Source organism: Luteimonas sp. e5 (assembly GCF_054031035.1).
Genome location: NZ_JBSTRX010000001.1, coordinates 276851 through 293563, shown reverse-complemented (window position 1 = coordinate 293563; position 16713 = coordinate 276851). Strand labels below are relative to the sequence as shown.

17 protein-coding genes and 1 tRNA gene are annotated in these 16713 nt (G+C 66.2%); all 18 read right to left on the bottom strand.

Features of this window, described 5'->3' with window-relative positions; translation table 11 throughout:
* Nucleotides 1-48: 48 nt before the first annotated feature.
* Nucleotides 49-2076: an NADH-quinone oxidoreductase subunit L gene (gene nuoL, locus ACW11F_RS01485; protein WP_456995156.1), complete on the bottom strand. Its 2028-nt coding sequence runs from the start codon at nt 2074-2076 to the stop codon at nt 49-51.
* A gap of 99 nt (nt 2077-2175) precedes the next feature.
* Entirely contained in the window at nt 2176-2493 is a 318-nt protein-coding gene (gene nuoK / locus ACW11F_RS01480; protein WP_456995155.1) for an NADH-quinone oxidoreductase subunit NuoK, read from the bottom strand.
* Nucleotides 2493-3125: an NADH-quinone oxidoreductase subunit J gene (locus ACW11F_RS01475; protein WP_456995154.1), complete on the bottom strand. Its 633-nt coding sequence runs from the start codon at nt 3123-3125 to the stop codon at nt 2493-2495. Before ACW11F_RS01475 ends, nuoK begins: the two co-directional genes overlap by 1 nt.
* Before the next feature lie 7 nt (nt 3126-3132).
* Nucleotides 3133-3621 carry an NADH-quinone oxidoreductase subunit NuoI gene (nuoI, locus tag ACW11F_RS01470; RefSeq protein WP_456995153.1) on the bottom strand — a complete coding sequence of 163 codons (489 nt, stop codon included), beginning with the start codon at nt 3619-3621 and terminating at the stop codon, nt 3133-3135.
* Entirely contained in the window at nt 3621-4709 is a 1089-nt protein-coding gene (nuoH, locus tag ACW11F_RS01465; protein WP_456995152.1) for an NADH-quinone oxidoreductase subunit NuoH, read from the bottom strand. Before nuoH ends, nuoI begins: the two co-directional genes overlap by 1 nt.
* A complete protein-coding gene (nuoG, locus tag ACW11F_RS01460; RefSeq protein ID WP_456995151.1) occupies nt 4706-6952 on the bottom strand; it encodes an NADH-quinone oxidoreductase subunit NuoG in 2247 nt (748 codons plus the stop codon). Before nuoG ends, nuoH begins: the two co-directional genes overlap by 4 nt.
* Nucleotides 6949-8310: an NADH-quinone oxidoreductase subunit NuoF gene (nuoF, locus tag ACW11F_RS01455; protein ID WP_456995150.1), complete on the bottom strand. Its 1362-nt coding sequence runs from the start codon at nt 8308-8310 to the stop codon at nt 6949-6951. The genes nuoG and nuoF overlap by 4 nt, the downstream gene beginning before the upstream one ends.
* 2 nt (nt 8311-8312) lie before the next feature.
* On the bottom strand, nt 8313-8840 hold the full coding sequence (nuoE, locus tag ACW11F_RS01450; RefSeq protein WP_456995149.1) for an NADH-quinone oxidoreductase subunit NuoE: 528 nt from the start codon (nt 8838-8840) through the stop codon (nt 8313-8315).
* The gene (locus tag ACW11F_RS01445; protein ID WP_456995148.1) at nt 8837-10159 is read right to left on the bottom strand and encodes an NADH-quinone oxidoreductase subunit D; all 1323 of its coding nucleotides are present in this window, start codon (nt 10157-10159) and stop codon (nt 8837-8839) included. Before ACW11F_RS01445 ends, nuoE begins: the two co-directional genes overlap by 4 nt.
* Nucleotides 10156-10920: an NADH-quinone oxidoreductase subunit C gene (locus tag ACW11F_RS01440; RefSeq protein WP_456995147.1), complete on the bottom strand. Its 765-nt coding sequence runs from the start codon at nt 10918-10920 to the stop codon at nt 10156-10158. Before ACW11F_RS01440 ends, ACW11F_RS01445 begins: the two co-directional genes overlap by 4 nt.
* 9 nt (nt 10921-10929) lie before the next feature.
* A complete protein-coding gene (locus ACW11F_RS01435; protein ID WP_456995146.1) occupies nt 10930-11511 on the bottom strand; it encodes a NuoB/complex I 20 kDa subunit family protein in 582 nt (193 codons plus the stop codon).
* On the bottom strand, nt 11502-11858 hold the full coding sequence (locus ACW11F_RS01430; RefSeq protein WP_456995145.1) for an NADH-quinone oxidoreductase subunit A: 357 nt from the start codon (nt 11856-11858) through the stop codon (nt 11502-11504). Before ACW11F_RS01430 ends, ACW11F_RS01435 begins: the two co-directional genes overlap by 10 nt.
* Before the next feature lie 81 nt (nt 11859-11939).
* Nucleotides 11940-12024: transfer RNA gene (locus tag ACW11F_RS01425), tRNA-Leu, on the bottom strand.
* Nucleotides 12025-12074: 50 nt separating this feature from the next.
* Nucleotides 12075-12494, bottom strand: coding sequence for a preprotein translocase subunit SecG (gene secG / locus ACW11F_RS01420; RefSeq protein ID WP_456995144.1), 420 nt, complete (start codon nt 12492-12494; stop codon nt 12075-12077).
* Nucleotides 12495-12496: 2 nt separating this feature from the next.
* Nucleotides 12497-13258 carry a triose-phosphate isomerase gene (gene tpiA, locus ACW11F_RS01415; RefSeq protein WP_456995143.1) on the bottom strand — a complete coding sequence of 254 codons (762 nt, stop codon included), beginning with the start codon at nt 13256-13258 and terminating at the stop codon, nt 12497-12499.
* A gap of 63 nt (nt 13259-13321) precedes the next feature.
* Nucleotides 13322-14272: an isopenicillin N synthase family dioxygenase gene (locus tag ACW11F_RS01410; RefSeq protein WP_456995142.1), complete on the bottom strand. Its 951-nt coding sequence runs from the start codon at nt 14270-14272 to the stop codon at nt 13322-13324.
* 84 nt (nt 14273-14356) lie between these two features.
* Nucleotides 14357-15703, bottom strand: a complete 1347-nt coding sequence (gene glmM / locus ACW11F_RS01405; protein WP_456995141.1) for a phosphoglucosamine mutase — start codon at nt 15701-15703, stop codon at nt 14357-14359.
* Nucleotides 15704-15797: 94 nt separating this feature from the next.
* A complete protein-coding gene (gene accD, locus ACW11F_RS01400; protein ID WP_456995140.1) occupies nt 15798-16688 on the bottom strand; it encodes an acetyl-CoA carboxylase, carboxyltransferase subunit beta in 891 nt (296 codons plus the stop codon).
* Nucleotides 16689-16713 lie beyond the last annotated feature (25 nt).

Sequence of the window (16713 nt, the reverse complement as noted above, 5' to 3'; positions counted from 1 at the left end):
GGTCGAATCCTCTCTTATCGCAGCGGGCAATCATGGTCGTGTCGCGCCTCATGTCCATGCCCTGATCAGGTAGGCCAGCAACACGATCAGGCCGATGATCATGGCGAAGGCGTAGCTGTACAGGCGTCCGTTCTGGATCCGGCGCACGGTGGCGGCGACCACGCCGACCACACCGGCGCTGCCATCCACCACGCCGCGATCGATCACGGTCGAATCGAACCAGCGGAACAGCTTGCCGAGCAGCACGCTGCCACCGGCAAAGCCGTCGATCCACAGCTTGTCGAAGCCGTACTTTTCCTCCAGCACGCGGATCGGCAGGCGCAGGGTCTGCGCCACCTTGGCCGGCAATTCGGGCCGCAGCACGTACATCACGGTGGCGAGCGCGAAACCGGCCACGGTCAGCCAGAACGCCGGCGCGACCAGCGCGTGCAGGGCGAAGGCGAACGGCCCATGCCAGTCGGCCGCGGCGATGCGCGCCAGCACATCGCGCGCCGGCTCGACGAAGATCGCGCCATCGAAGAAGCCCGGCTGCTGCACCTGCCCGCGCCAGTCGGTGCCGAACAGCATCGGCCCGGCGGTGAACAGGCCGATCAGCACCGAGGGGATCGCCAGCAGCACCAGCGGCACGGTCACCACCCACGGCGACTCGTGCGGCTCGTGTGCACCATGGCCATGGGCATCGGCCTGCGGCTCCACGTCACGGAAGCGCTCCTTGCCGAAGAAGGTCAGGTACAGCAGGCGGAAGCTGTAGAAGCTGGTGACGAAGGCGCCCAGCAACACCGCCCAGTAGCCGTAGTTGGCGATGAAGCCGCCTGCTTCGCGAGCGTGCGCGCCGGCGGCGAGGATGATCGCGTCCTTGGAGTAGTAGCCGCTGAACAGCGGAGTGGCGACCAGCGCCAAGGTGCCGAGCAGCGAAGTCCAGAAGGTGATCGGCATGTACTTGCGCAGGCCACCCATCTTGCGCATGTCCTGCTCGTGGTGCATGCCGATGATCACCGAGCCGGCGGCAAGGAACAGCAGCGCCTTGAAGAAGGCATGGGTCATAAGGTGATAGACCGCGGCCGAATAGGCCGACACGCCCAGCGCCACCGTCATGTAGCCCAGCTGCGACAGCGTCGAGTACGCGACCACGCGCTTGATGTCGTTCTGCACCATGCCGATCAGGCCGGTGAAGAAGGCGGTGGTGGCACCGATGAACAACACGAAATTGAGCGCCGTCAGCGACAGTTCGAACAGCGGCGACATCCGCGCCACCATGAAGATGCCGGCGGTGACCATGGTCGCGGCGTGGATCAGCGCCGAAATCGGCGTCGGGCCTTCCATCGAGTCGGGCAGCCACACGTGCAGCGGCACCTGCGCGGACTTGCCCATGGCGCCGATGAACAGCGCGATGCAGATGAAGGTCGCCGCGCTCCAGCCGGTGCCGGCCACGGTCTGCCCCTCGAGCAGGCCGCGATCGGCGAACACGCTGGCATAGTCCAGCGAACCGAACCAGAACACCACCGCGGCGATGCCGATCAGGAAGCCGAAGTCGCCGACGCGGTTGACCAGGAACGCCTTGAGGTTGGCGAAGATCGCGCTGGGTCGCTTGTACCAGAAACCGATCAGCAGATAGGACACCACGCCCACCGCTTCCCAGCCGAAGAACAGCTGCAGGAAGTTGTTGCTCATCACCAGCATCAGCATGCTGAAGGTGAACAGCGAGATGTAGCTGAAGAAGCGCTGGTAGCCCGGATCGTCGGCCATGTAGCCGATGGTGTAGACATGCACCAGCAGCGAAACCAGGGTGACCACCACCATCATCATCGCGGTCAGCTTGTCCACCAGGAAGCCGACATGCGCCGAGTAGTCACCCACCTCGAACCAGGTGTAGAGGTTCTGGTTGTAGGTATCCGCGCCCTGCCCCACCAGCTGCCACAGCACGTGCGCGGACAGCACGAAGCTGACCGCCACGCCGGCGATGGTCACGCTGTGTGCCCCGGCACGCCCGACCTGGCGGCCGAACAGCCCGGCAATGACCGAGCCCAGCAGTGGAGCCAGGACGATGATGAGGAGTTGGGTGGTGGATAGGGTCATTTCGGTTTTCGCCGTCTTGCCGGTGGGTGACGCCGTTGTGGATGGTGGATGTCGGGCCGCTGTCCAGCGCCTTCCGATGAGGAAGGCGGCGGATCGGGGTCAGCCCTTCAGGGTGTCGAGCTTCATCACCTCGATGGTGCGGCGGCTGCGGAACAGCGCCACCAGGATCGCGAGGCCGATGGCGGCTTCGGCAGCGGCCACGGTGAGGATGAAGAACACGAAGATCTGCCCGGCCGGGTCGACCATGTGGCGCGAGAACGCGACGAAGTTGACGTTGACCGAGAGCAGCATGAGCTCGATCGACATCAGCAGGATGATCACGTTCTTGCGGTTGAGGAAGATGCCGGCGACGCTGATGCAGAACAGCACTGCGCCCAGCGCGAGGTAATGGCCCAGGCCAACGGGTACGTCGAACATCAGGGTGCCTCCTCGTCGGCGGCGGGCGCGGGGCGCACCGCATCCATCTTGACCATGCGCAGGCGGTCTTGCGCCCGCACCCGGCTCTGCTGCGCCGGGCTCTGGTGCTTGACGCCCTCGCGCCGGCGCAGGGTGAGCATCACCGCCGCGATCACCGCCACGGTGAGGATCACCGCGGCCAGCTCGAACGGCAGCAGGAACTTGGTGTACAGCGTGTTCGCCAGCCACTTGGTGTTGCCCAGGCCAGCGGTCTGATCGACGATGTCCGGGCCGAAGCCGGCCATCCGCGACTTGATGCCGATCAGCGCCAGGATCTCGACCAGCATCACCACCGCGACCAGGAGGCCGACCGGCAGATAGCGCACGAAGCCCTCGCGCATCGGCGCGGTATCGACATCGAGCATCATCACCACGAACAGGAACAGCACCATCACCGCACCGACGTAGACCAGGATCAATGCCACGCCGAGGAACTCGGCCCCGGCGATGATCCAGGTACAGGCGATGGAGAAGAAGGTCAGCACCAGCAGCAATGCGGCGTGCACCGGGTTCTTCACGCTGATGACGCCGACCGCGGCCATCACGGCCATGGCGGCGAACGCGTAGAAGGCGAAGGTGATCACGGAATCCATGGTGTCCTCAGCGATACGGCGCGTCGGCGGCGCGGCGCTCGGCGATCTCGGCTTCAAGCCGGTCGCCGATCGCCAGCAGGGTCGGCTTGGTCAGGATGTTCTGCCCGCGCCGGTCGAAGTGGTATTCGTGCACATGCGTCTCGACGATCGAATCCACCGGGCAGGATTCCTCGCAGAAACCGCAGAAGATGCACTTGAACAGGTCGATCTCGTAGCGCGTGGTACGGCGCGTGCCGTCCTCGCGACGCTCCGAATCGATGGTGATGGCCAGCGCCGGGCACACCGCCTCGCACAGCTTGCACGCGATGCAGCGCTCCTCGCCATTGGGATAGCGACGCAGCGCATGGATGCCGCGGAAGCGCGGCGACTGCGGGATCTTCTCCATCGGGTACATCACGGTGTACTTGGGCCGCAGCATGTACTTGAAGGTCAGCCAAAGGCCGCTGATCAACTCGAGCAGCATCAGGCTCCTGAAATAGCCGGTGATCCGTCCCATCAGCCCACCACTCCCCTTTCGAACACGCCGTAGAACACCATCAACGTGGTCACCGCGATCCACACGATGGCGATCGGGATGAACACCTTCCAGCCCAGGCGCATGATCTGGTCATAGCGGTAGCGCGGGAAGGTGGCGCGCGACCAGATGAAGCAGCTCATGAAGAAGAACACCTTGGCGAACAGCCACGGCCAGCCGCCCTGCCAGATCCAGTTGACCAGCCAGTGCACGTCACCGAGATCAAGCCAGCCCTGCAGCGGCGAGAGCCAGCCACCGAGGAAGAACAGCGCGGTGAGGAAGCTCACCAGGATCATGTTGGCGTATTCGGCAAGGAAGAACAGCGCGAACTGCGAGCCGGAATACTCGACCATGTGACCGGCGACGATTTCCGATTCACCCTCGACCACGTCGAACGGCGAGCGGTTGGTTTCGGCCACGCCGGAGACGAAGTAGATCACGAACAGCGGCAACAGCGGCAGCCAGAACCACTCGAAGAAGCCCTTGTTGCCGGCCTGCGCCATCACGATCTCGGTCAGGTTGAGGCTGCCCGAAGCGATCATCACCCCGACCAGGGCAAAGCCCATGGCGATTTCGTAGCTGACCACCTGCGAGGCCGAACGCATCGCGCCGAGGAAGGCGTACTTGGAGTTGCTGGCCCAGCCGGCGAGGATCACGCCGTACACGCCGAGCGAAACCATCGCCAGCAGGTAGATCAGGCCGACGTTGGCATTGGACAGCACGGTCTGCGCACCGAATGGCACCACTGCCCAGGCCGCGAACGAGGGCGCCAGCACGATCAGCGGCGCGAGGATGTACAGGAACTTGCTGGCCGCGCTGGGCTGCACCACTTCCTTGAACAGCAGCTTGAACACGTCGGCAAACGCCTGGAACACACCCAGGCCCACGTACATCGGCCCGTGGCGCGCATGCATCCAGCCGATCAGCTTGCGTTCCCAGACCACGTAGAAGGCCACGGTGATGATCACCGGCATCGCGATCGCGAGGATCTTGACCACGATCCACAACACCGCGCCGGCATCACCCAGCTGCAGGAACCATTCACGCATGGCGTCGATCATCGCATTCATGCCGACTTCGCCTCCACCCGGCTGGCGGCCAGCGGCGCGGTGGCGCCATGGCCGGATTCGACCCAGACCACGCCCGGCGCCACCTGCTCACTGAGCACCACCGGCAAGGTCGCGGTGCCCGCGGCAGTCGAGAACTTGCCCATCGCCCCCCCGGCCAGGCCCGCCGACGCCGCGGTCTGCGGGTGCAGCGTGGCGCGCGGGCCGACGTTCAGCGGATGCGCCTGCAGGGCCGCGGCGCGGCGCACGGTACCGTCGGTGCGATAGATCGCCTGCGACACCGCCAGCTCCAGCCCCGGGGCACCTGCAGCGGCAAGATTGCCCGCGCGCACTTCGACCTCGCGCGGACGAATCGAGCCGCGCAGGCCGGCGAGATCGATGAAATCGAAGCCCTCGGCGAACAGCGCCGCGCCCAGTGCGCGCAGCACCTTCCAGCCCTCGCGTGCTTCGCCCGGCAGCTTGCCGGCGGCCTGGGTCTGCTGCTCGCGGCCGTCGAGGTTGGTCAGCGTGGCCTCGATTTCCGGCAGCAGGCCGATCGGCAGGATCACTTCGGCCACCGCGCGCGTGGAGCGGCAGGCGTAATGGCTGAACGCGACGGTGCGTGCACCGGCCAGCGCGCGCATGGCGACGCCCGGGTCGGCAAAGTCCAGACCCGGCTCGATGCCGTAGATCACGTAGGCCTTGCGCGCCTCGCGCAGCATGTCCTGGGTCGGGCGCTGACTGGGCAGCACGCCGAGGCGGCTGAGACCCAACGCGTTGGCACCCTGCGGGATGCGGCATACGCGTGCGCCGCTGCGTGCGGCGAAATCGGCGGCGGCCTTGCGGATCGTCGCGGCGTGCACGCCATTCTCGGCCACGCCGCCGACGATCAGCAGCGCACGCTCGGCCTCGCCGATGTCGAGTTCGGTCAGCGCCGTCGCCAGCTGCGCCGGCGGCACGATCGACTTGCCGGCGACATCGAAGGCAACATCGAAGTCGACCGGATTGACCATGTACACGCGCGCGCCACGCTGCCAGGCCTGGCGCACGCGATGGTGCAACAGCGGCACTTCATGGCGCAGGTGGCAACCCAGGATCACCACCACTTCGGCATGCTCGATGTCCTCGACGCTGACGCCGAAGGCTTCGGCGGCGGCACGGTCGGAGACGTCGTGCTGGCTCAGGCGGTGGTCGAGGTTGCCGCTGCCCAGCGCATCGGCCAGCCGCGCCAGCAATGCGCCTTCCTCGTTCGAGGTGGCCGGGTGCACCAGCATGCCGAGCGCATCGCCGGCGTTGTCGCGCAGGATTTCCGCAGCGCGTGCCAGTGCCTCGTCCCAGGAGGCTTCGCGGAACGCGGAGGCTTCATTGCCCTCGCCCACGCGGATCATCGGCACGCGCGCACGATCATCGGCATACATGCCCTGATGCGCGTAGCGGTCGCGGTCGGAAAGCCAGCATTCGTTGACCATCTCGTTGTCGCGCGGAACGCTGCGCAGCACCTCGCCACGGCGGGCGTGGTGGAACAGGTTGCTGCCGAGCGCATCATGGAAGCCCAGCGACGGCCGCGCCACCAGTTCCCAGGGGCGCGCCTTGAACTGGAACACCTTGTTGGTCAGCGCGCCCACCGGACACACGTCGATCACGTTGCCGGAAAGCTCGGTGGTCAGCGGCTTGCCGTCATAGGTGCCGATCTGCAGGTTCTCGCCACGCCACATGCCACCCAGCTCGTGGGTGCCGGCGATCTCGTCGGTGAAGCGGACGCAACGCGTGCAGTGGATGCAACGGGTCATCTCGGTGGCCACCAGCGGACCGATGTCCTCGTCGGCCACCACGCGCTTGCGTTCGACGAAACGGCTGACCGAGCGGCCGTAGCCGATCGACACGTCCTGCAACTCGCACTCGCCGCCCTGGTCGCAGATCGGGCAGTCCAGCGGGTGGTTGATCAGCAGGAACTCCATCACGTTGCGCTGCGCCTTGAGCGCCTTGTCGCTTTGCGTGAACACCTTCATGCCGTCGCTGACCGGGGTCGCGCAGGCCGGCAGCGGCTTCGGGCTCATGCGCCCGCCCATCTCCGCCTCGACCAGACACATGCGGCAGCTGGCGGCGAGCGAAAGCTTCTCGTGGTAGCAGAAGCGCGGGATCGGGATGCCGGCCTTGTCGGCGGCCTGGATGATCATCGAGTTCTTCGGCGCGGCCAGTTCGACACCGTCGATGAACACGGTGACGTGGTCGGGTGGAAGGTTCGGGTTCACCGGTTGTGCGCTCATGCCGCCACCTCGCCGGCCACGCGGCCTTCGCGGATGTCATCGACGAGGAAACGCTTGTTGACGATGGCGTATTCGAACTCGTCCCAGAAGTGGTGCAGGAAGCCCTGCACCGGCCACGCCGCGGCCTCGCCGAACGCGCAGATGGTGTGGCCCTCGATCTGGCCGGCCGCGTTGCGCAGCATCTCGAGGTCGTCCACGGTCGCTTCGAAACGGCAGATGCGGTCGAGCATGCGGTGCATCCAGCCGGTGCCCTCGCGGCACGGAGTGCACTGGCCGCAGCTTTCCTGCCAGTAGAAACGGGCGATGCGGCGGCAGGCGCGGACCATGCAGGTGGTCTCGTCCATCACGATCACCGCACCCGAGCCGAGGCCGGAGCCGGCCTTGCCGATGCTGTCGTAGTCCATGGTGCAGGCCATCATGATCTCGGCCGGCAGCACCTTCATCGAGGAACCACCCGGGATCACCGCCTTCAACTTGTTGCCGTCACGCACGCCACCGGCCAGCTGCAGCAGGTCGGCGAACGGCGTGCCGAGGCGGATCTCGTAATTGCCCGGCGTGTTCACGTGACCCGACACCGAGAACACCTTGGCCCCGCCGTTGTTGGGGATGCCGAGGTTGGCGAACCACTCCGCACCGTTGCGGATGATCGCCGGCACCGAGGCATAGGTTTCAGTGTTGTTGATGGTGGTCGGCTTGCCGAACAGGCCGAAGTTGGCCGGGAACGGCGGCTTGAAGCGTGGCTGGCCCTTCTTGCCTTCCAGCGATTCCATCAATGCGGTTTCCTCGCCGCAGATGTAGGCACCGGCGCCCAGCGCGTTGTGGATGTCGATGTCCACGCCGCTGCCGAGGATGTTCTTGCCCAGCCAGCCGTGCCTGTAGGCTTCGGCCAGCGCTTCTTCCATGTGTTCGAACGGCTCGTGGTGGAACTCGCCGCGCATGTAGTTGTAGGCCACGGTGCTGCCGGTGGCATAGCAGGCGATGGCCATGCCCTCCAGCACCGCATGCGGGTTGTAGCGCAGGATGTCGCGATCCTTGCAGGTGCCCGGCTCGGATTCGTCCGAGTTGCACAGGATGTACTTCTGCATATCGCCCTTGGGCATGAAGCTCCACTTCAACCCGGTCGGGAAGCCCGCGCCGCCACGGCCACGCAGGCCCGAGGCCTTGACCATCTCGATCACGTCGGCCGGCGGGATCTTCTCCTCCAGCACTTTGCGCAGTGCGGCATAACCGCCGGTCTTGAGGTAGTTCTCGTAGGACCAGGGCTTGTCGAAATGCAGCGTGGTGTAGACCACGTTGTGCTCGGCCGGCGCCGGGCCGACCGGGCCGTAACCCTGGGAATAGTCGCGGTGTTCAGACATCGTCACTTCAACCCGTCCAGCAGTTCATCGACCTTTTCGATCGTGAGCTTCTCGTGGTAGTGGCCATTGACGATGGCCACCGGCGCGCCGCAGCAGGCGGCCACGCATTCTTCTTCGCGCTTGAGGTAGACGCGGCCATCCGCGGTGGATTCGCCCAGCTTCACGCCAAGCCGCTGCTCGGCATGCTGCACCAGCTTGTCGGCCCCATTGAGCCAGCAGCTGATGTTGGTGCAGAAGGCAACGTTGTGACGGCCCACCTCCTGCGTCTGGAACATGCTGTAGAAGGTGGCCACTTCATAGGCCCACACCGGGGGCAAGCCGAGATAACGCGCCACCGCGGCGATGATCTCGTCCGACAGCCAGCCGCCGTTCTGCTCCTGCGCGGCGAACAGGCCCTGGATCACCGCCGAGCGCTTGCGGTCCGGCGGGAACTTGGCAACCCAATGATCGATATGCGCACGGGTGGCGTCCGACAGCACGGCCATCGGATGGACGTTGCGCGTGTTTTCGAAGTTTCCGGTGGCTTTCATCGGTCGATTTCACCAAAGACGATGTCGTAGGTCCCGATCATCGCGGCCACGTCGGACAGCATGTGGCCGCGCACGATGGCATCCATCGAAGACAGGTGGGCAAAGCCCGGGGCGCGCAACTTGCAGCGGAACGGCTTGTTGGCACCATCGCTGATCAGATAGCAGCCGAATTCGCCCTTGGGCGCTTCCACTGCGGCATAGGTCTCGCCGGGGGGCACCGCATAGCCTTCGGAGAACAGCTTGAAGTGGTGGATGAGGGCTTCCATGTCGTCCTTCATCTCTTCGCGCGAAGGCGGCGACACCTTGTGGTTGTCCAGCATCACCGGGCCGGGGTTGGCACGCAGCCACTTCACGCACTGCTTGATGATGCGGGTGGACTGGCGCATCTCGGCCACGCGCACCAGGTAGCGGTCGTAGCAGTCGCCATTGACGCCGACCGCGATGTCGAAATCGACCTCGGCGTACTTCGCATAGGGCTGCGTCTTGCGCAGGTCCCACTCGATGCCCGAGCCACGCAGCATCGGCCCGCTCATGCCCCAGGCCAGTGCCTGCTCCGGGGTGACGATGCCGATGTCGACGGTGCGCTGCTTCCAGATGCGGTTGTCGGTGAGCAGGACTTCGTACTCGTCGATGCGCTTGGGGAAGTCGTCGCAGAACGCGTCGAGGTAGTCCAGCATCGAGCCTTCGCGCCAGGCGTTGAAGCGCTTGAGCTTGTCGCCCTTGCGCCACTTCGACTCGCGGTACTGCGGCATGCGCTCGGGCAGATCGCGGTACACGCCACCGGGGCGGTAGTAGGCCGCGTGCATGCGTGCGCCGGACACCGCCTCGTACACGTCCATCAGCTCCTCGCGCTCGCGGAAGGCGTACAGGAACACCGCCATCGCGCCGAGGTCGAGGCCGTTGGAACCCAGCCACATCAGGTGGTTGAGGATGCGCGTGATCTCGTCGAACATGGTGCGGATCCACTGCGCGCGTTCCGGCGCCTCGATCCCGAGCAGCTTCTCGATCGCCAGCACGTAGGCGTGCTCGTTGCACATCATCGAGACGTAGTCGAGCCGGTCCATGTAGCCGATCGACTGGTTGAACGGCTTGGATTCGGCCAGCTTTTCCGTGCCACGGTGCAGCAGGCCCACATGCGGGTCGGCACGGGTGACGATTTCGCCGTCCATCTCCAGGATCAGGCGCAGCACGCCATGCGCGGCCGGGTGCTGCGGGCCGAAGTTCATGGTGTAGTTGCGGATTTCCTGGCGCGCTTCGCCGGGGTTGCTGGCGAACAGCTTGCCATCGTGCGGCGGCTGCAGCAGGTCGGGTGCACTCATGCCTTGCCTCCTTGACGCATCTCGGCGGATTCACCGCGCGCGGTTTCCAGGCGCGAGTCCTCGCGCACCACGCGCGGCACGCCCACGCGCGGCTCGACCGAGGTCACCGGGCCATACACCACGCGCTCGCGGGCGACGTCGTAGTGCACTTCGACGTTGCCGATCAGCGGGAAATCCTTGCGGAAGGGGTGACCGACGAAACCGTAGTCGGTGAGGATGCGACGCAGGTCGGGGTGGCCACGGAACACGATGCCGTAGAGATCGAACGCCTCGCGCTCGAACCAATCCGCACCGGCCCATACCGGAGTCAGCGAATCGACTTGCGGCAGGCTGTCGTCGGCGCAGAATTCGCGCAGGCGCAGGCGCCGGTTGCGCGCGATCGACAACAGGTGGGCGACTGCGGCGAAACGACGGCCCGGCACCGCGGCCACGGCTTCGCTGGCCAACGGCTGCGCGGCCTGTTCGGTCATCGCCTCGCCCCACTTGAAGCGGCCGGGGCCACGCCCTTCGACGCCGCGGCTGAAGCCCTGCGAGGACACTTCGGTATCCCACTCGTCGCTGCCATAACCAAGGTAGTCGACGCCGCAGACGTCGATCAGTTGTTCGAAGCCGAATTCGTCACGCAGGGCCAGCGCGACTTCGCGCCAGCTGCCGGCGGGCGCCTCGATGGTCACTTCGCCGCGCGCGGCGGCCACGTCCACGCTGCAAGCCGGAAAACGGGCACGCAGTTCGTCGGCGAAATTCGCTGCACTCTGGTTCATGGACAGCACTCAGGAATGGGCGGCGAGGGCCTGGCGGCCTTCGTCCTTCTTGCCGAACACGGTGGCGCGACGGATCTTCTTCTGCAGCTGCAGGATGCCGTAAGCCAGCGCCTCGGCGGTCGGCGGGCAGCCGGGCACGTACACGTCCACCGGCACCACGCGGTCGCAGCCGCGCACCACCGCATAGGAATAATGGTAGTAGCCGCCGCCATTGGCGCAGCTGCCCATCGAGATCACCCACTTGGGGTCGGGCATCTGGTCGTACACCTTGCGCAGTGCCGGGGCCATCTTGTTGACCAGGGTGCCGGCGACGATCATCACGTCCGACTGCCGCGGCGAGGGACGGAACACGACGCCGAAGCGGTCCATGTCCAAGCGCGCGGCGCCGGCATGCATCATCTCCACCGCACAGCAGGCCAGGCCGAAGGTCATCGGCCACATCGAGCCGGTGCGCGCCCAGTTCCACAATGCGTCCATGCTGGTGGTGACGAAGCCCTGCTGCATCACCGGGTTGTCGCCCTCCGGCCGCAACAGGTCATCCAGCCGCCCTTCGGGCAGCGGGTTGAAGAATGGCGTGTGGCTCACTCCCATTCGAGCGCCCCCCTCTTCCAGACGTAGATGAAGCCCAGGAACAACATGCCCACGAACAGGCCCATGGTCACCAGGCTGCGTGCGCCGATGTCCATGAACACCTGGGTCCAGGGCACGATGAAGATGATTTCCAGATCGAAAATGATGAACTGGATGGCGATCAGGTAATAGCGCACGTCGAACTGCATGCGTGCGTCCTCGAACGGGAGGAAGCCGCACTCGTAAGGCGAAAGTTTCTCGGCGCTGGGCTTCTTCGGGCCCACCAGGTTGCCGATCACGATCAGCGCAATGCCGATTCCGGTGGCAACGATCAAAAACAGCAGGGTCGGCAGGTATTCGGCCAGCACGTGCAGTCTCGTCGGCTATGCCGCGGAGGGACGCGGCGTGGCTGTATTGTGCAACCGGGCCTGTCAGGCCCGGTGCGCGTATGGTGCCCAAGGGGGGACTCGAACCCCCACGACCGAAGCCGCTACCACCTCAAGGTAGTGCGTCTACCAATTCCGCCACCTGGGCAATTTCTCATCCATCGCAACCGCGCGATGGAAGGTGTTGCATTGTAGTCCTTATCGCTCCTCTTGGCCCGCCTGCGGCGCAGCCTGCGGCTCGGCTGGCGCCATGGAAGGTACCGGCTGTGCGGCCGGGGCCGAAGGAATCTCGGGCACTGCCGGTGCGGCCGGCACTTGCGGCTGTGCATCCGCGGCCCCGGCCATCACGCCGAGGTCGACGCCCTGCTGCGCGTTGCTGGCCGCGCGCATGTGCATCCACGCCATGCCGATGCTGAGCACGAAGAAGGCGATGGCCAGCCACTTGGTGGACTTGGACAGGAAGTTCGATGCGCCACGTGCGCCGAACACGGTGCCCGAGGCACCGCCACCGAAGCCCGAGCCGGCCTGCGCGCCGGCACCGCGCTGCATCAGGATCAGGATGATCATCGCCAGTGCAAGCAGCACGTAGAGGATGTTGAGAGCCCAGAGTAACGACATGGTCAGTTCCGTGATGCCAGCGCCGCGTTGGCGATGGCGTTGAATTCGGCTGCGGTCAGCGATGCGCCGCCAACCAGGCCGCCATCGACGTCGGGCTGCGCGAACAGCTCGGCGGCGTTGTCGGCCTTCACGCTGCCGCCGTAAAGGATCGGCAGCGAATCAGCCATTTTAGCATCGTGTGCAGCCGCCTGGCTACGGATGAAGGCATGCACCTGCTGCGCCTGGTCCGGGCTCGCGGTCTTGCCGGTGCCGATCGCCCATACCGGCTCGTAGGCGATCACCGCGCCCTCGAACGCCTGCGCGCCAAGCAGCTCGAACACCGCGTCGACCTGCGCCCGGATGCAGCTTTCCGTCTGCCCGGCCTCGCGCTCGGCAAGGGTTTCGCCCACGCACAGCACCGGCACCAGGCCGGCTTCGCGTGCAGCCTTGAATTTGCGCGCAACCTGGGCGCTGCTTTCGCCGTGGTACTGACGACGCTCGGAATGACCGACCAACACGTGGCTGGCACCGATGTCGGCCAGCATCTGCGCGGAGACTTCACCCGTGTAAGCTCCGGACGCGTGCTCGCTGACGTCCTGTGCGCCGAAGCCGATGCCCGAGTCGCCATGCACGCGGATCAGTTCGGCAAGATAGGCCATCGGCGGGAACACCAGCATCTGCACGCCCTGCCCGGCCGGCGGCGGCTGCAGTCCGGCCAGCAGCTCGCCGGCGAACTCGCGGCTGCCATTCATTTTCCAGTTGCCGGCGGCGATCTTGTTGCGCATGTCGATTCTCCGTGTTTCGCAGCGCGCCCGGGGGCGGCGTGTCGGGTTGGAAAGGGGTGGCCCTCAGGCCAGCTTGATCTCGCGCAGCCGCTCCTCGAGGTAGGCCTGCGCGGTGATCGGCTGCGGGTAGCGCAGCGGATGCTCGGCGTCGATGCACTGCGGCAGCACGTCGATCACGAAATCCGGGTTGGGGTGCAGGAAGAACGGGGTCGAATAACGCGGCTGGCGCGCCTCGTCGCCCGGCGGGTTGGTCACCCGGTGGGTGGTCGAGGGGTACACGTGGTTGGTCAGGCGCTGCAGCATGTCGCCGATGTTGACCACGATGGTGCCCTCCTCCGCGGTGTATGGCACCCACTCGCCCTTGCGCGAGAGCACTTCCAGGCCGGCGGCGCTGGCCCCGACCAGCAAGGTGATCAGGTTGATGTCCTCGTGAGCGCCGGCGCGCACGTTGGGAATGTCCGGCGTGGTGATCGGCGGGTAATGGATCGGGCGCAGGATGGAGTTGCCGTAATCGGTCTTGTCGGCGAACCAGTCCTCGGCCAGACCGAGCGACAGCGCCAGCGCCGAGAGCACCTGCGAGCCGAGCGCATCCAGCGCGCGATACAGCGCGAGGCCGTTCTCGCGGAACGCCGGCACTTCCTGCGGCCACACGTTGGCCGGCATCACCGCCGCCTGCGGATGGTCGCGCGGGATCTCGCGGCCGATGTGCCAGAACTCCTTGAGGTCATGATGCTGTGCGCCCTTGGCGGTCTCGATGCCGAACGGGGTATAGCCGCGCGCACCGCCCAACCCGGGCAGGTGGTAGCGCCGCTTGTCGGCTTCGGGCAACGCGAAGAAGGCCTGGAAGCTGTCGTAGGCCGCATCCACCACGGCATCCTCGATGCCATGTCCGCGGATGCCGGCAAAGCCCCACTCGCGATAGGTCGCCGCCAGTTCATCGACGAAGGCGGCGCGATCGGACGCGCTGGTCGGCTGGTTGAAGCGGCGGATATCGAGGGTCGGGATGCGGCTCATGGCAGGCGGACAGGCGGCGTGGTCAGCCGCTTATTGTAGGCCGCCGCGCCTCAGGAAGCCCGCCGATGGCCGCCGGCCGGATGCTCAGGCCGCCTCGCGCACCACGGCGCTCAGCGCGTCCAGGGTCTGCTGCATCAGTGCCTCGTCATCGGCCTCGACGGTGACCCGCACCACCGGCTCGGTACCGGAGGGGCGCAGGAACGCGCGGCCACGGCCTGCGACCTGCGCCTGTGCCTCGGCCAGCGCGGCCTGCACCGCCGCGGAGTCGACCACCTTCGCGGCATCATCCACGCGCACGTTGATCGTCTGTTGCGGCAGCTTGTGCATGCCGGCAAGCCCTTCGGCAAGGCCGATGCCACGTCGGTGCAGCACTTCCAGCACCTGCAACGCGGCCATGATGCCGTCGCCGGTGCTGGTGCGGTCCAGGCACAGCAGGTGGCCGGAGGCTTCGCCGCCGAGCACGCCCTCCCGCTCCTGCAGCATGCGGTGCACGTAACGGTCACCGACCTTGGCGCGCAGGAACTCGATGCCGGCCTCGGCCAGCGCCTTTTCCAACCCGTAATTGGTCATCAGCGTGCCCACCACCGGCCCGCGCAGGCGTCCGCTTTGCTGCCAGTCCAGTGCCAGCAGGTAGATCAGGTCATCGCCATCGCGCACCTGCCCCTCGGCATCGACGAACAGCACGCGGTCGCCATCGCCATCGAAGGCGATGCCCAGCGCCGCGCCGCGCTTGACCACTTCGGCCGCCAGCGCCTGCGGGTGGGTCGAGCCCACGCCGTCATTGATGTTGAGGCCGTTGGGCTCGACGCCGATGGCTTCCACCTTGGCGCCGAGCTCGCGCAGCACCAGCGGGCCGAGCTGGTAATTGGCCCCGTTGGCGCAATCGACAACGACGTGCAGACCGTCGAGGTCGAAGCCCTTGGGCACCGAGTTCTTGCAGGCCTCGACATAGCGACCCAAGGTATCGCGCACGCGCAGCGCGCGGCCGAGCAATTCCGAATCCACGGTACGGAACGGCTGTTCCAATGCCGCTTCGATCGCCAGCTCGGCCTCGTCATCGAGCTTCCTGCCTTCGGCGGAGAAGAACTTGATGCCATTGTCATGGTGCGGGTTGTGCGAGGCGGAAATCACGATGCCGCCATCGGCGCGCATCGAACGGGTCAGATGCGCCACCGCCGGCGTGGGCATCGGCCCCATCAGCTGCACGTCGACCCCGGCCGCGGTCAACCCGGCCTCCAGCGCCGCCTCGAACATGTAATTGGAGATGCGCGTGTCCTTGCCGATCACCACCATCGGCTTGCGCCAGGCCACGCCACGGCGCTCGCGCAAGGCATGGCCGTAAGCATTGCCCAGGCGCAGCACGAAATCCGCCGAGATCGGCGCCACGCCGACCCGCCCGCGGATGCCATCGGTACCGAAATATTTGCGCATGATGAGACTCGGAATGAGGGAATGGAGTACGCACGGCACCGCATGCGGTGCCGGAAGCCGGCGATCGACGCTGCGACCGCAGGCAATGCCGGCTTCAGGCCACCAGTTCGGTGTCTTGCGGCGGCGGCGGCAGCTTGAGCATCAGCGCACACAACTCGGCGATGCGATCGCGCAGTTCACGGCGGTCGCAGATCTGGTCGATCGCGCCGTGTTCAAGCAGGAACTCGCTGCGCTGGAAGCCTTCCGGCAACTTCTCGCGCACGGTCTGCTCGATCACCCGCGGCCCGGCGAAGCCGATCAGCGCCTCCGGCTCGGCGATGTTGATGTCGCCAAGCATGGCGAAGCTGGCGGATACGCCACCGGTAGTCGGGTGGGTCAGCACCGAGATGTACGGCAGCCCGCGGGCACGCAAGCGCCCGAGCGCGGCCGAGGTCTTGGCCATCTGCATCAGCGAGAACAGGCTTTCCTGCATGCGCGCACCGCCACTGGCGGCGAAACACACGAACGGCGAGCCGATTTCCACCGCGCGCTCGACGCCGAGGCTGAAGCGCTCGCCGACCACCGAGCCCATCGACCCGCCCATGTAGGCGAAGTCGAAGGCACTGGCGACGATCGGCCGGCCCTTGAGTGCGCCTTCCAAGGTGATCAGCGCATCACGCTCGCCGGTGGCCTTCTGCGCGGCGCGGATGCGGTCCACGTACTTCTTCTGATCGCGGAACTTGAGCACGTCGACCGGGCCCAGCCTGGCACCGATTTCCTTGCGCCGGCCGGCATCGAGAAACGCATCCAGCCGCGCGCGCGCACGGATCGGCATGTGGAAGCCGCACTTCGGGCAGACCTCCAGGTTCTCCACCAGTTCGGGCCGGTACAGCACCGCACTGCAGCGGTCGCACTTCTCCCACAGGCCCTCGGGAACGTTGCGTTTGCGTTCGCCGGCGCCTTCGGTGCGGATGCGCGAGGAAGTGAGTTTCTTCAACCAGGACATGGGGTGCCCGAGAGTCGGATTCAGC

Coding starts and splice junctions, on each gene's coding strand:
- nuoL (WP_456995156.1), bottom strand. CDS start 2,076: ATGACCCTATCCACCACCCAACTCCTCATCATCGTCCTGGCTCCACTG.
- nuoK (WP_456995155.1), bottom strand. CDS start 2,493: ATGTTCGACGTACCCGTTGGCCTGGGCCATTACCTCGCGCTGGGCGCA.
- ACW11F_RS01475 (WP_456995154.1), bottom strand. CDS start 3,125: ATGGATTCCGTGATCACCTTCGCCTTCTACGCGTTCGCCGCCATGGCC.
- nuoI (WP_456995153.1), bottom strand. CDS start 3,621: ATGGGACGGATCACCGGCTATTTCAGGAGCCTGATGCTGCTCGAGTTG.
- nuoH (WP_456995152.1), bottom strand. CDS start 4,709: ATGAATGCGATGATCGACGCCATGCGTGAATGGTTCCTGCAGCTGGGT.
- nuoG (WP_456995151.1), bottom strand. CDS start 6,952: ATGAGCGCACAACCGGTGAACCCGAACCTTCCACCCGACCACGTCACC.
- nuoF (WP_456995150.1), bottom strand. CDS start 8,310: ATGTCTGAACACCGCGACTATTCCCAGGGTTACGGCCCGGTCGGCCCG.
- nuoE (WP_456995149.1), bottom strand. CDS start 8,840: ATGAAAGCCACCGGAAACTTCGAAAACACGCGCAACGTCCATCCGATG.
- ACW11F_RS01445 (WP_456995148.1), bottom strand. CDS start 10,159: ATGAGTGCACCCGACCTGCTGCAGCCGCCGCACGATGGCAAGCTGTTC.
- ACW11F_RS01440 (WP_456995147.1), bottom strand. CDS start 10,920: ATGAACCAGAGTGCAGCGAATTTCGCCGACGAACTGCGTGCCCGTTTT.
- ACW11F_RS01435 (WP_456995146.1), bottom strand. CDS start 11,511: ATGGGAGTGAGCCACACGCCATTCTTCAACCCGCTGCCCGAAGGGCGG.
- secG (WP_456995144.1), bottom strand. CDS start 12,494: ATGTCGTTACTCTGGGCTCTCAACATCCTCTACGTGCTGCTTGCACTG.
- tpiA (WP_456995143.1), bottom strand. CDS start 13,258: ATGCGCAACAAGATCGCCGCCGGCAACTGGAAAATGAATGGCAGCCGC.
- ACW11F_RS01410 (WP_456995142.1), bottom strand. CDS start 14,272: ATGAGCCGCATCCCGACCCTCGATATCCGCCGCTTCAACCAGCCGACC.
- glmM (WP_456995141.1), bottom strand. CDS start 15,703: ATGCGCAAATATTTCGGTACCGATGGCATCCGCGGGCGGGTCGGCGTG.
- accD (WP_456995140.1), bottom strand. CDS start 16,688: ATGTCCTGGTTGAAGAAACTCACTTCCTCGCGCATCCGCACCGAAGGC.